At 31.4% G+C, this 13,394-nt stretch carries 12 protein-coding genes; 5 read left to right on the top strand and 7 right to left on the bottom strand.

Going from position 1 to position 13,394, the window contains the following annotated elements; translation table 11 throughout:
- Window positions 1-43: 43 nt before the first annotated feature.
- Together Q0807_RS02780 and Q0807_RS02775 are read left to right on the top strand one after the other, a co-directional pair.
- Window positions 44-922: a PPK2 family polyphosphate kinase gene (locus Q0807_RS02780; RefSeq protein WP_299106145.1), complete on the top strand. Its 879-nt coding sequence runs from the start codon at window positions 44-46 to the stop codon at window positions 920-922.
- Between the two features lie 195 nt (window positions 923-1,117).
- Window positions 1,118-2,605 carry a carboxypeptidase-like regulatory domain-containing protein gene (locus tag Q0807_RS02775; RefSeq protein WP_299106143.1) on the top strand — a complete coding sequence of 496 codons (1,488 nt, stop codon included), beginning with the start codon at window positions 1,118-1,120 and terminating at the stop codon, window positions 2,603-2,605.
- A gap of 11 nt (window positions 2,606-2,616) precedes the next feature.
- Here Q0807_RS02775 and Q0807_RS02770 read toward each other — a convergent pair whose 3' ends face one another.
- Together Q0807_RS02770 and lysA are read right to left on the bottom strand one after the other, a co-directional pair.
- Window positions 2,617-3,651: an AI-2E family transporter gene (locus Q0807_RS02770; RefSeq protein WP_299106141.1), complete on the bottom strand. Its 1,035-nt coding sequence runs from the start codon at window positions 3,649-3,651 to the stop codon at window positions 2,617-2,619.
- 101 nt (window positions 3,652-3,752) lie between these two features.
- On the bottom strand, window positions 3,753-4,958 hold the full coding sequence (gene lysA / locus Q0807_RS02765; protein WP_299106139.1) for a diaminopimelate decarboxylase: 1,206 nt from the start codon (window positions 4,956-4,958) through the stop codon (window positions 3,753-3,755).
- 122 nt (window positions 4,959-5,080) lie between these two features.
- On the opposite strand from lysA, the gene Q0807_RS02760 reads away from it, so the two are divergent.
- Both Q0807_RS02760 and sucC read left to right on the top strand, forming a co-directional pair.
- Window positions 5,081-5,737: a hypothetical protein gene (locus Q0807_RS02760; protein WP_299106136.1), complete on the top strand. Its 657-nt coding sequence runs from the start codon at window positions 5,081-5,083 to the stop codon at window positions 5,735-5,737.
- 110 nt (window positions 5,738-5,847) lie between these two features.
- The gene (gene sucC / locus Q0807_RS02755) at window positions 5,848-7,041 is read left to right on the top strand and encodes an ADP-forming succinate--CoA ligase subunit beta (protein ID WP_299106134.1); all 1,194 of its coding nucleotides are present in this window, start codon (window positions 5,848-5,850) and stop codon (window positions 7,039-7,041) included.
- A 57-nt stretch (window positions 7,042-7,098) separates the two neighbouring features.
- Here the strand turns inward: sucC and Q0807_RS02750 are convergent, their stop codons facing one another.
- Window positions 7,099-7,368: a DUF1456 family protein gene (locus tag Q0807_RS02750; RefSeq protein WP_299106131.1), complete on the bottom strand. Its 270-nt coding sequence runs from the start codon at window positions 7,366-7,368 to the stop codon at window positions 7,099-7,101.
- 42 nt (window positions 7,369-7,410) lie between these two features.
- Window positions 7,411-8,217 carry an alpha/beta hydrolase-fold protein gene (locus Q0807_RS02745; RefSeq protein WP_299106128.1) on the bottom strand — a complete coding sequence of 269 codons (807 nt, stop codon included), beginning with the start codon at window positions 8,215-8,217 and terminating at the stop codon, window positions 7,411-7,413.
- Window positions 8,218-8,358: 141 nt separating this feature from the next.
- Between Q0807_RS02745 and Q0807_RS02740 the strand changes: the two genes are divergently transcribed.
- Window positions 8,359-8,760: a TerB family tellurite resistance protein gene (locus tag Q0807_RS02740; RefSeq protein ID WP_299106126.1), complete on the top strand. Its 402-nt coding sequence runs from the start codon at window positions 8,359-8,361 to the stop codon at window positions 8,758-8,760.
- A 49-nt stretch (window positions 8,761-8,809) separates the two neighbouring features.
- Here Q0807_RS02740 and uvrB read toward each other — a convergent pair whose 3' ends face one another.
- The 3 genes from uvrB to Q0807_RS18915 form a co-directional block, all read right to left on the bottom strand.
- Complete coding sequence (uvrB, locus tag Q0807_RS02735; RefSeq protein WP_299106124.1) at window positions 8,810-10,813, bottom strand: excinuclease ABC subunit UvrB; 2,004 nt, start codon at window positions 10,811-10,813, stop codon at window positions 8,810-8,812.
- A 35-nt stretch (window positions 10,814-10,848) separates the two neighbouring features.
- Window positions 10,849-13,200 carry a T9SS type B sorting domain-containing protein gene (locus tag Q0807_RS02730; protein WP_299106122.1) on the bottom strand — a complete coding sequence of 784 codons (2,352 nt, stop codon included), beginning with the start codon at window positions 13,198-13,200 and terminating at the stop codon, window positions 10,849-10,851.
- A gap of 74 nt (window positions 13,201-13,274) precedes the next feature.
- Window positions 13,275-13,394: T9SS type B sorting domain-containing protein (locus Q0807_RS18915; protein ID WP_367180235.1), on the bottom strand; the 120-nt coding region annotated here is incomplete at its 5' end.

The following is a 13,394-nucleotide window of genomic DNA, read 5'->3' as shown; positions in this document are numbered from 1 at the left end:
AAAGCTATAAATCTTCATTATATTTCAATGATTAAATAGACATATGAAAGATATCAAAATTGAAGATTTTAAAATCTCATCTCAAATTGAAATAAAAGATTTACCAACATTTATTGATTTAGGTATAAATAAAAAGAAAATTGAACGCGAATTGCGTACCGTAAGCGAGAATTTAGCAGACATTCAAAACAAAATGTATGCACACGGTAAATATGCTGTTTTAATGTGTATACAAGGTATGGATACAGCAGGTAAAGACAGTTTAATACGTGAAGTTTTTAAAGAGTTTAACGTTAGAGGAATTGTAGCGCATAGTTTTAAGAAACCAACGGATTTAGAGTTAAAACATGATTACCTTTGGAGACATGTTAACGCATTGCCTGCGAGAGGGAAATTTGGAATATTCAACAGAACGCATTACGAAAATGTACTAGTTACAAGAGTGCATCCGGAATATCTAATGTATGAGAATATGCCAAACGTAAATAGTTTGGATGATATTAATGCTGATTTTTGGGACAGACGATTCAACGAAATCAATAATTTTGAAAAACATATTGCAGATAATGGAACTATCGTTTTTAAATTTTTCTTGAATATCTCTAAAGATGAACAAAAAAACAGATTACTTCGAAGATTAAATAAACCAGAAAAAAACTGGAAATTCTCTCCAGATGATTTAGATGAACGCAAATGTTGGGAGGATTATCAAACCTATTATGAAGACGCTTTAAACAGAACTTCAAAAGAACATGCACCATGGTTCAATATTCCAGCTGATGATAAACCAACAGCAAGATATATAGTGGCTAAGATTCTATACGATACTTTAAAAACTTATACAGATATCAAAGAGTCAGAATTGCCTGCTAAGCAAAAAGCGAATATAGATTCTTATATCGCTGAATTAGAAAATGAATAATTCATAATAAAGACCTAACATAATTTTTCAATTTTGGGTTAAGCTCAATTGATAATGTAAATAATTATTGTAAAAAAGTAAATTCAATAAATTATAAAGTAGATAACTTTAGCGATGAAGTTAAAATGAGGTTTTATATTTAAGACTTAAAACTAATTTATGCGTTTCTTCTTTCTCTCTATCATTTTTGTAACATTGAGTTGGTCAAAATTTTCTGCCCAAGAGAAGAATGAGTTGTTATTCAGAATTGTAAATTCAGAATCAAGCCAACCTGTTGCTTACGCTACAATTAAATTTACTAAGAGTAATAATGGTACAATTGCTAATATTCTTGGTGATTTTAGAATACCAATTCACTATAAAAAAGACAGTGAGACACTTAATATCAGTTGTATAGGTTATTATTCGAAAAAAGTAGACTTGAGCTTATTAACCTCAAAGCCTTATCATATTATTTATCTATTTCCTAAAACAGAAGCGCTTAGTGAGGTCGTATTAAGTGTTGAAAAAACTAAAGAATTATCTACAAGACAAATAGTAAAGAAGGCTATTGAAAATATTAAAATTAATTATCCAGTTGATCCTTTTTCATATATAGCATATTATAGAGATTATCAATTTGCAGATGAAGAATATATTAATTTAAATGAAGGAATTGTTGAGGTTTTTGATCAAGGGTTTACAAGTCATAAAATTAGTGACTCATTAAATGCCACGTCATTATATAGTTATAAATTAAATACAGATTTTAAACAAGATTCTTTAATAAGTAATTCTATCTATAATGGAGCAAAACAAATTAAAGATGGCAAAATGGGAAGTGGTATTGGTAATGAGTTAACTTTATTAAATATACATAATCCAATAAGGAACTTTAATACAGGTAGCTTTTCTTTTGTTTATATTTTTGAAAAAGATTTTATTAAAAATCACAGTTTTAAAAATAAGGGTATTGTTTATTTGGATGATGAAGAACTATACAAAATAGCTTTTGTAGCAAAGAAAGAAATTACTGGTTTTGCTTATAATGCAACAGGCTATATTTATATCGCTAGGTCTGATTTTGCTATACATCAATTTGAGTATAATTTGTATTCTAATAGTCCGAGAAAATTAATATTTACGTTAGATGTTGAATATAACCAAAGAGAAAATGGTAAAATGTATCTTAACTATATAACTTTTAATAACAATTTTTTTATTACAGAAAATGATGCATTACAAGTTGAAAATTATTATTACAATAAAGAAAATAGTAGTTTATATATTGAATTTAATAGACCAATAGATTTAAAATCAATTGAAAAATTAAATAATATTAAAATTTCTTTTAATGATAAGAAATTAACGATACTAAAGATAAATGCCATTAATGGCAAAACCATAGAATTGAAGTTTAAAAGGGAAGATTCCGATTTCCTAAACCAACAAAACGTCTCAAATCTAGCGTTGTTTAGTTTAAAATTTAAAAATTATAAAGACGAGATTGGCTTTGGTATGGGGAAATCTAAAGTAGAAGGTTATCAATTTAGAGAGCTTTTTGTTCAGCGTGTATTTCTAAATAGTGAATATAACTCTAAATTGAAATATATAAAAAAAGGAGAGTCACTTAGAAATGCGCCTTTAAACAATGCAGATATAACAGATTATTGGTTAAACTCACCTCTAATGAAAACTGAATAAAACACACTTAATTAAAAACTATTTGTTTCAGTATTCCTTGGTTTTCCATATTCAACTTTATAGATTTTTACCAAAGCCATAAACATACTTACTAGTAATGGCCCAAAAATTAATCCTATAAATCCAAAAAGAGGAACACCAACAATTACACCAATTAGTGTTACCAGTGGATGAACATTGTCTAGTTTCTTTAAGACTAGCAGTCGTATTAGGTTGTCGGTTGAACCTACTACAACAAAACCATAGATTAAAATTCCCCAAGCTTGAAAAGAATCACCAGAAGATAGGGCTAAAATAAATAAAGGTAAAATCCCAACTAACGTACCAACAAACGGAATCATAGATCCAATTGTAACAATTACAAACCAAAATAAAGGCTCTTCAATACCAAAAATTAAAAAACCAATTAAAGCGATAAGACCTTGGGCTACTGCAACTAGAGGTATACCTATTGCGTTAGATTTTACCATCGTTTGTACTTCATGCCCTATTTCGTTGATATTATCATTATCCATAGGAATATAATCTCTCAATGACTGTCTTAATTCTTGTCGGTTAGTTAACATAAAATAAAGCATAAAATACATTAAGCCAATTGCAATAAATAAGTTAAATGTATTGCCAGCCATGCTTTGTGCACCGTCAGATAGCCAAGAGGTTATAGATTCTGTATCTACTTGAGAGTTGATATCAATACCTGTCTTAAATTTTATTTTCCCTACTTGGTCTTTAAAAGCATCAATCACTTTTTCACTATTACCAGCAACATCAGAAATTTTGTTACCAAGCATAATTCCAAAGCCAGTAAGAGGTACCATAACTATTACAAAAGAACCTAACATTAATGTTAATGCAGCTAAACTAGATTTCCATTTGTACCGATTAACTAAGTGTCTCATTGGTTTCCTTAGTAGAATATAAAATGTAATTGCGCCTAAAACACCGCTCAAATAAGGTAACATTTCACTAAAAATTAAACTTCCTATCAGTAAGATTAATAGTAAAACGAATATTTGTCGGATAATTTTAGGCGCAATTTGTGTCATAATAGTATCTTTTAGATGCATTCAAAAGTAAATGTAATCAAATACTATACGTACTTCAATCAATTAAAAGATTAACGTAGTTGCTATAAATCAGTCTTAAATTAGAAATTTACTTCTACCTGATTATGTAATATATCTTCAAAAACTTCGCGCTTTCTAATTAAATGAGCCTTTCCTTTATACAGTAAAACTTCGGCAGGTCTGTATCTAGAGTTATAGTTACTGGCCATAGAGTAGCAATAAGCGCCAGCATTTTTAAAACAAAGAATGTCACCTTCCTTTATTTCTGAGATTCGTCTATTATTTGCAAACGTATCAGTTTCGCAAATGTAACCAACTACAGAATAAAAGCGTTCGCGTCCTTTTGGGTTAGAGATGTTTACAATATCGTGCTGAGAACCATATAGCATTGGTCTAATTAAATGATTGAAACCAGAGTCTATTGAGGCAAAAACAGTTGAGGTCGTTTGCTTAACTACATTTACCTTTGCTAAAAACACACCAGCTTCACTTACCAAGAATTTTCCTGGTTCAAATGCTAAAGTCAAATCTTTACCATAGTCTTTACAAAATTCGTTAAAACGCTTCGATAGTTTTTCGCCTAACTCTTCAATATTAGTTTCGATATCGCCTGCTTTGTATGGTACTTTAAAACCAGAACCGAAATCTATGAATTCAAGGTTTTTAAAGTTTTTAGCCGTATCAAATAGAATTTCACTTGCATATAAAAACACATCAATATCTAAAATATCACTTCCTGTGTGCATGTGAATACCGTTAATATTCATTTTTGTATTCTCTACAATACGAAGTAAAAGTGGAATCTGATGAATGGAAATTCCGAATTTACTATCAATATGTCCAACAGAGATATTAGTATTTCCGCCAGCCATAACATGAGGGTTAATACGAATGCAAACTGGTATTTTAGGATGTTTAGTTCCAAATTGTTCTAAAATGGAAAGGTTATCTATATTAATCTGAACCCCTAATTTAGCGGCTTTCTCAATTTCTTCAAGGGACACACCATTTGGAGTAAATATGATATTTTCTGGTTTAAAACCAGCTTTAATACCCAATTGAACTTCTTGTATTGAAACGGTATCGATTCCAGAACCTAATTTATTAAACAATTTTAAAATAGATATATTAGACAATGCCTTTACAGCATAGTTTAATCTTAATTGTTTAACCTTACCAAATGCTTTTGTTAATCGTTTATATTGAAATTCAATTTTTTCAGCATCATAAACATACACAGGGCTTCCAAAATCTTTAGCAATTTTTAATAAGGTATTCTCTTTCATGTTTTTTTAAATTCTTAAAGTTCAATTTATTTGAAGTGTCGAAAATAGAATGAATCCTTATAATAAACATGAAAATATAAAAATATTCCTATTTTTACACATAATGTTAAATAATTAACAAAATGAAAACCATTGCTTCTTGTGTTCAAGAGATTATTGTAGCAAGTCCTTTTTTAGAAGAAGGTTTGTCTCGTCAGATTATAAATTTTTCTGCTTTAGCAAAAGATTTAAATGAGCCAATTTCTAAAATGTTACGCAAACCTGTTAAAGAAGGTGCGATTATGATGGCTTTACGTCGCTATCAGCAACCTATAAATCTTGAAAATTCTAAGAGTTTAAAAAAAGCTTTTGAACAATTAGGAGATATTACGGTACGGTCTAATTTAAGTGATTTTACATTTCAGAATTCAAAAACTTTAATAGATAGCCATTCTCAAATTCTAGATAAAATAAGTAGTAATCATCAAATATTCTATGCGTTTACGCGTGGTATGTTTGAGAGTAATATAATTATTTCTACATCAGAAAAAGATAGTATTCTCAAGGCTTTTAAAAATGAAACTCAAATAGGATTGCAAGAAAAACTGTCTGCCATTAGTATCTATTTACCTAAAGGGAATTCTAAAATTGTAGGTTTATACTATCAAATATTTAAGCGTTTAGCTTGGGAAAACATTACACTATACGAAGTGGTTTCTACTACTAACGAATTTACAATAGTAGTTGAAGACTATTTGGTAGATAAAGCATTTTCTGCTATAAAGCGATTAATTGATTAAAAACATATTGAGAGGCGTAAAATTGAGAAGATATAAATCAATAATAAAAACAATTGGTAGAAACTATTAGTATGCTTATTTTTGTTCGACCAATAAATTTCTGATTAAAAATGAATTTACACGAATATCAAGGAAAAGAATTATTAAGCAGTTTTGGAGTACGAATCCAACGCGGAATTGTAGCTCATAGTGCTAAAGAAGCTGTAGATGCAGCAAAGCAATTAACAGCCGAAACAGCAACGGGATGGCATGTTATAAAAGCACAGGTTCATGCAGGTGGACGTGGAAAAGGTGGAGGAGTAAAATTAGCCAAAAACCTTAAAGAAGTTGAAGAAATTGCAGGACAAATCATAGGAATGGATTTGGTAACGCCTCAAACTTCTGCAGAAGGTAAGCGTGTTCATCAAGTTTTAGTTGCTGAGGATGTTTATTATCCAGGTGAAAATGAGCCAAATGAATATTATATGTCTGTGTTGTTAAATCGTGCTACAGGTAGAAACATGATTGTATATTCTACAGAAGGAGGAATGGACATTGAAACTGTTGCAGAGGAAACTCCAGAATTAATACATAATGAAGAAATAGACCCTTCAACTGGTATATTACCTTTTCAAGCACGTCGTATAGCCTTTAACTTAGGTTTGTCAGGTACTGCTTTTAAAGAAATGACAAAATTCGTTACAGCTTTATATACAGCTTACGATAAGTCTGATGCGTCTTTATTCGAAATCAACCCGGTTTTAAAAACTAGTGATAGTAAAATAATGGCAGTTGATGCTAAAGTAACTTTAGATGCAAACGCACTATATAGACATAGAGACTTAGCTGAATTACGTGACTTACGTGAAGAAAACCCAATTGAAGTTGAAGCAGGTGCTTTAGGTTTAAACTATGTAGACTTAGACGGTAACGTTGGTTGTATGGTAAATGGTGCTGGTTTAGCAATGGCTACTATGGATTTAATTAAGCAAGCAGGTGGTGAGCCAGCTAACTTTTTAGATGTTGGTGGTACTGCAGATGCAGCTAGAGTAGAAGCAGCTTTTAAAATCATATTGAAAGATCCTGCTGTAAAAGCAATCTTAATTAATATTTTTGGTGGTATTGTAAGATGTGATCGTGTTGCACAAGGTGTTATTGATGCTTATAAAAACATGGGTAACATTTCTGTACCAATCATTGTACGTTTACAAGGAACAAATGCAGACATCGCAAAAGAATTAATTGATAATTCTGGTCTAGATGTAATGAGTGCAACTGAATTCCAAGAAGCAGCTGATAAGGTTCAAGAAGTATTGAATAAGTAATTTTTTCTAATAGGTTTCTAAAACCTTATAGACATATTTATATAAATAAAAAGGTTCTCAATTTTGAGAACCTTTTTTTATGTCTTGTTTCTTTTTCTCTCCTTTCTTAGGCATCGGTCCTCGTAAATGAATAATTAACCCATTAAGGAAGTTTCTAAGAATCTGATCACCACATTCCATATATTTAGGATGGTCTTCATTTCTAAACATAGCATTCAGTTCACTTTTAGAAATTCTGAAATCTACCAATTCTAAGATTTTTACAATATCATCGTCTCTTAGCTTGTGCGCTACTCTTAGCTTTTTAAATATGTCGTTATTTGTCATAATAGATTTTTTTATTCTTTTGAAAAATAGAGTTCGTTATTATTATTTGTTATTCAGCCATTGATATGCATTTGCGAAATTAGAAGACCAAAGTTTCTCGTTGTGTTTTCCACCATTAATAATATGACTTTCATATTGTGTTTGTTTCACACCCTTAGTTTCTAATAGTTTTAGCATTTCTTCTAATCTAGGAATCATAGTTTCACTTTCATCAGTACCTGCTAAAAAGTAAAATTTAGAAGTTTTAGGTATGTCAATAGTTTTTACTAAATCGAAAATCTCTGGGTTTATCCAAAAAGCAGGAGAGAAAACACCTGCTTTTCCAAACGTTTCAGGATATTTTATTACTGCATAAAAAGACATTAATCCACCTAAGGAAGAACCAATAATTGAGGTGTGTTCAGCTTCTGTTTTTGTTTTATACGTGGTATCAATATGAGGTTTTAAAGTATTTTTTATAAAATTTAAATAGTCATTACCTTTTCCTCCACCATGTTTGTTGTGTGTATATGGTGTAAGTTCATCAATGCGTTTTTCATTGCCATGCTCAATACCAATTATTATACTTTGCTGGCTTGATAATGTATCCATGTATTCGTCAATTTCCCATTCACCAACATACGAGGTTTCAGCATCAAATAAATTTTGAGCGTCATGCATGTAAATTACAGGATATTCTTTTTGTGTGTTTTCGTAATTTAATGGTAAATAGACCCAAATAGTTTTTATTGTATCTAGTTGTGGAGCAGCAATGGTAAATTTGCTAATCTGCTTAGAGGCAGTGGTTTGTGCTATTGTTGTGGCTGTTGTAAATGCTAATATTAATAAATATAGATGCTTGATTTTCATGCTAAAATAGAATGAATGAATTGATAAACGTTATTATTTGTCGACCAAGTACATTTAATTTTTCGACAAGATACATTATATCAACGACAATAAAATAAACAACCTTATTAACTTTACAATGTAAATTAATTCCCCTTGACCATGATTAATCGCGCTGAAAAATTGAGCTTATTATCTGAGATGATAGCTTTTGCTCAAACAGATGAAAACATAAAATCTATTGAATATAATTTCTTATTCAGTATTGCTAAACAATTAGATATTTCTAAATCAGATTTTGAATATCTCTTTGAGCACCCGGTTACTTATGTTCATTTAAAATCTCATAGCGAACGTATTGTACAATTTCATAGATTAGTATTACTTATGAATTTAGATCATAAAGTCGCTCCGAGGCAACTAGTGAAAATTCATAACTTTGGATTAAGAATGGGATTAAGCCATGAGTCTATTAATAGAGTATTGGATTTAATGGATAGCTTTCCAAATAAAATAGTACCGCCAGATTTTTTAATTGATATTTTTAAAGTTCAATATAATTAGTCTGTTCACTATTAGTATTAAACTGTAATCTAAAATATATATTTTTCTTTTAAACCTTTAATTTTTCGAGCTTACTTTGGTAAGCTGTGATTTCATCTCTAAAACGAGCGGCTTCTAAAAAGTCTAAAGCTTTTGCTGCTTGTTCCATTAATTTACGTCGTTCTCTAATTTTCTTTTCTAGTTCTCCCTTAGATAGATATTCGCTTTCTGGTTCTGCAGCTATTTGTGCATCTAATTCGGTTCGGTAAGTACTCACAGAATTTTTAGATAAAGCACTATCTAAACTCTTATTTAAAGCAGTAGGTACCAAATTATGTTTGGTATTATAGGCTATTTGTTTTTCTCTGCGATATTCCGTTTCGTCAATTGTTTTTTGCATACTTTTTGTAATCTTATCAGCATACATAATGGCTTTACCATTTAAATTTCTAGCAGCTCTACCAACAGTTTGCGTTAACGAACGTGCTGAACGTAAAAAGCCTTCCTTGTCAGCATCTAATATTGCAACTAGTGAAACTTCAGGTAAATCTAAACCTTCACGTAGTAAATTTACACCAACCAAAACATCAAAAACACCTTTTCTTAAATCTTGCATAATTTCAACACGCTCTAAGGTATCTACATCACTATGAATGTATCTGGTTCTTACTGATATTCTGGTTAAATATTTTGTTAGTTCTTCGGCCATTCTCTTTGTAAGCGTTGTTACTAAAGTACGTTCATCTTTTTCTACACGGATTTGAATTTCTTCAATTAAATCATCAATCTGATTTAAGCTTGGACGTACCTCAATAATTGGATCTAATAAACCTGTAGGTCTAATAACTTGCTCAACATAAACACCATCAGTTTTTTCCATTTCGTAATCTGCAGGTGTTGCCGAAACATAGATGACTTGGTTTTGTAGTGCTTCAAATTCTTCAAACTTTAATGGTCTATTATCCATTGCAGCTGGCAGACGGAAACCGTAATCTACCAAATTCACCTTTCGGCTTCTGTCGCCTCCATACATGGCATGGACTTGAGAAATTGTTACGTGACTTTCATCTACAACCATTAAAAAATCATCAGGAAAATAATCTAACAAACAGAAAGGTCTTGTGCCTGGGGCTCTTCCGTCTAAATATCTAGAGTAGTTTTCAATTCCGGAGCAATAACCCAATTCTCGAATCATCTCTAAATCGAATTCTGTACGCTCTTTTAATCGTTTGGCTTCAAGATGTTTTCCTATTTCTTTAAAATAATCGTATTGTTTAACTAAATCATCTTGAATATCTTTAATCGCACCATTCAATACATCAGGAGATGTCACAAACATATTTGCAGGATAGATATTAAGACGGTCGTAACGTTCTATAACTTCATTTGATCTAGAGTCGAAGGCTTCAATTTCTTCAATTTCATCGCCAAAAAAGTGAATTCTAAAAGCGTTATCTGAATATCCAGGAAATACATCAACTGTATCACCTTTAATTCTGAAATTTCCGTTTTTAAATTCAGCTTCAGTTCTAGAATACAAGCTTTGTACTAATTGATGAAGTAATTTAGTTCGTGAAATAACTTGATCGCGTTCAATTGAAATTACATTTTTCTGAAATTCCACAGGATTTCCAATACCATATAAACAAGATACGGAAGCGATAACGATGACATCACGTCTTCCTGACAATAGGGAAGAGGTTGTGCTGAGTCGCATTTTCTCAATTTCTTCGTTTATAGATAAATCCTTTTCTATATAAACACCAGAAACAGGAATATAGGCTTCAGGTTGGTAGTAGTCGTAATAAGATACAAAATACTCCACAGCATTTTCTGGGAAGAATTGTTTAAACTCAGAATATAGTTGAGCTGCTAAAGTTTTGTTATGAGCCAAAACCAAAGTTGGTCGTTGTACTTCTTCAATAACGTTAGCAACGGTAAAGGTTTTACCAGATCCTGTAACACCCAAAAGAGTTTGGTATTTTTCGTTATCAGTAATGCCTTTAGCAAGTTTTTTTATGGCTTGTGGCTGGTCACCTGTAGGTTTGAATTCTGACTCAATTTTAAATCGCATTTTACAAAGTTACGAATAAGATTAACGCAACCCAATTAACGCCTCAAAGCAAAATGACCAGTATAAGTTGTACCATCAATAAAATTAGCGACATACCAATAATCATCACTAGGTTGTTGTTTTCCTTCTAGTTGACCATCCCAACCATCAAAATAATTAGTTTGCTGAGATATTAATTTACCATATCTATTATAGATTTCAATAGATGTTATTTGTTGAAATTGTTCTTCTGTGCCAGAAACCTTCCAAATTGGATTGTCATCATCTCCATTCGGAGTAAAGAATTTTGGAAATCCTAATACAGAAATAATCTCTTCAATAGTTCCGCAGCCATTTTTATCTCTGATATAAATAGTATGAAATCCTTGGGTGATATTTGTAAATTCAAAATTATCTCGATAGATACCATCTTCATCATCTATTGCAATTTCGTAATCACCTTCACCTGAAATTTCAATTGTCACCACATTATTAGGTGTAATACCTACATTGTTTACACTTTCTATAGTTGCCAATGCTGATGGTAAAACAGTAATTGTTCTGCTAGATGAACAACCATTTGGGTCAGTTACTATTACAGTGTAACTACCAGCTTCTATAACCTCATAAAACAAAGTGTTTATTGCTGTTGTGGTTCCATTAAACTGCCATTCGTAATAATAATTATTAGGTAGGTCATTTAGTACACCTCCAAAAATAGTTAATGGTTCTTGTAAGCCATTTATACAATAAACTAATGTTTCATTTGCTTCTAATAAAGGTGTGTAAAGCACATTTAGGTTTACTGTAGAAATACTAAAACATTGATTATTGCTACTTACTTTTACGTAAAGCGTTTGCGAATTTACTATGGTATTTACAAAAGAGCTCGATAGTGGATTAGTCTCAAAAAAAGCATCATCTTCTGTTTCAAAATAATTTACTATTGCATCCGTTGGAATTTGGTCTAGAATTGAAGTTTCGATCTCAGATAAATCAAACGTAGCAAAGCCATCTACTATAGCACCATCACATCCTTTTAAATCAGGAATATTAATAATGTTATTTGAAGTTTGTAATTCTAACGCTGCAATATCAGTACAGTTAGCGGTATTTTTAACTCTTGCAAAAACAGTTTGAAAAGGCGTGGTATTTTCGAATGATTGAGGATTTGTAATAGGATTTAAATTGTTTATGGCATCTGCTTCTGACAAGAAAAAATTATCAATAAACAAATTTTGATTCTGAATGGTTAAATCGCTAATTGCATTAAATAAATTATAAGTTGTTAAACCATCTTGATTAAGGTCGCATTCTACTAGAATTGAATCTGAAACAACAGGTAAAAGCGCATATTCTACAGTAGCTTCTCCATAGGCAATGCAACCATCAGCTAAAAGAACTTCAACTTTATAATTACCAGCTTCAGTTACTGTATAAATTCCACAATCTGTACAACCAGCTGGATCTGATTGTACTAAAATATCATCTTTATACCAATTGTAGGCATTTGGTCCTTCTTGGTAAGCATTTAGTATTGCAGATTCACCTTCGCAAAGTGCATTAGCCGTAGCAATTAGTCTATTTGGTCCAATATCTGAAGATAATTCAAAACTACCAGCTTCTAAAAAAACTGCAGAATCATATCTGTAATTAAATTCATCCGCAATCACCAGTTTTACTTGATAGGTTTCATACGGAATGACATTAGCGGTAGCTGTTAATACATCGGTCTGACCATTAAAATTAATTGGCGCGGTAGAATCATTGAAACTTCCAAAATAAGTTTCATTTTCTGGAGGACAACTGCCAGGAACTCCTGGAGTCACTGTTGTTACTTTTACAGGTATGTTTGTGTTAGGTACAATAGCGATATTACTGTATTGATCTTGACTACCTGAGCGTCTTATTAAAAACCCAAATAAATCTGAAAATTGACAGGTATTAGCATTGTTTTCTTGATATTCTTCCGAAGCAAAAATATAGTTGAAACTTACTTGTGATGCTACAGAGGTGAATTCAAATTCTAATATAGTAGCGTTAATAGTACCAGACTCGCTTAGAACATATTCTAAATCTGCATCACCAACCCAATCGGTTGCGTTGTCATCGCTGAGACTCGCGTTTGGACCAGGAACATTGTTGAGTCTTCCTGTACTTAATATAATACCGCTTTGAAAAGGAAAAGTGGTGCCTGTAGCATCAAAATATCCATAGCTTTGGTCTATACCTCCAAAATCTCCACCAACCACGCTAGTAACGTTAATGTTATTTATACAATCGCTATCTATTAAAATATTTTCTACCAATTGTTGTGGTGTGTAGTTTTGGCTATCTACCGTAATATTCTGAGCGTTTGTAAACATAAAGAAGAATGTACAAACTAAAAATAATATGCTTTGTTTCATTTTTAAACTTAAGGGAAAGCAAAGATAAACAACTCACTTATTCTGAAATTATAAAAGATGTTAAACGTACAAAGTTAACGTCGTAGTGCAAAGTGCCCTAAAATCTTAAATGATTTGCCATTTTGTTGAATTATCGCAGTGAACCAATAGTCGCTAGCAGGCATGTTTTGTCCATTGTAGGTTCCGTCCCAACC

The sequence above is a fragment of the uncultured Winogradskyella sp. genome (assembly GCF_947495255.1).
Classification (GTDB): Bacteria; Bacteroidota; Bacteroidia; order Flavobacteriales; family Flavobacteriaceae; genus Winogradskyella.
Note: the sequence above shows the minus strand (reverse complement) of the source record. Positions and strands in the feature narration are given on the sequence as shown.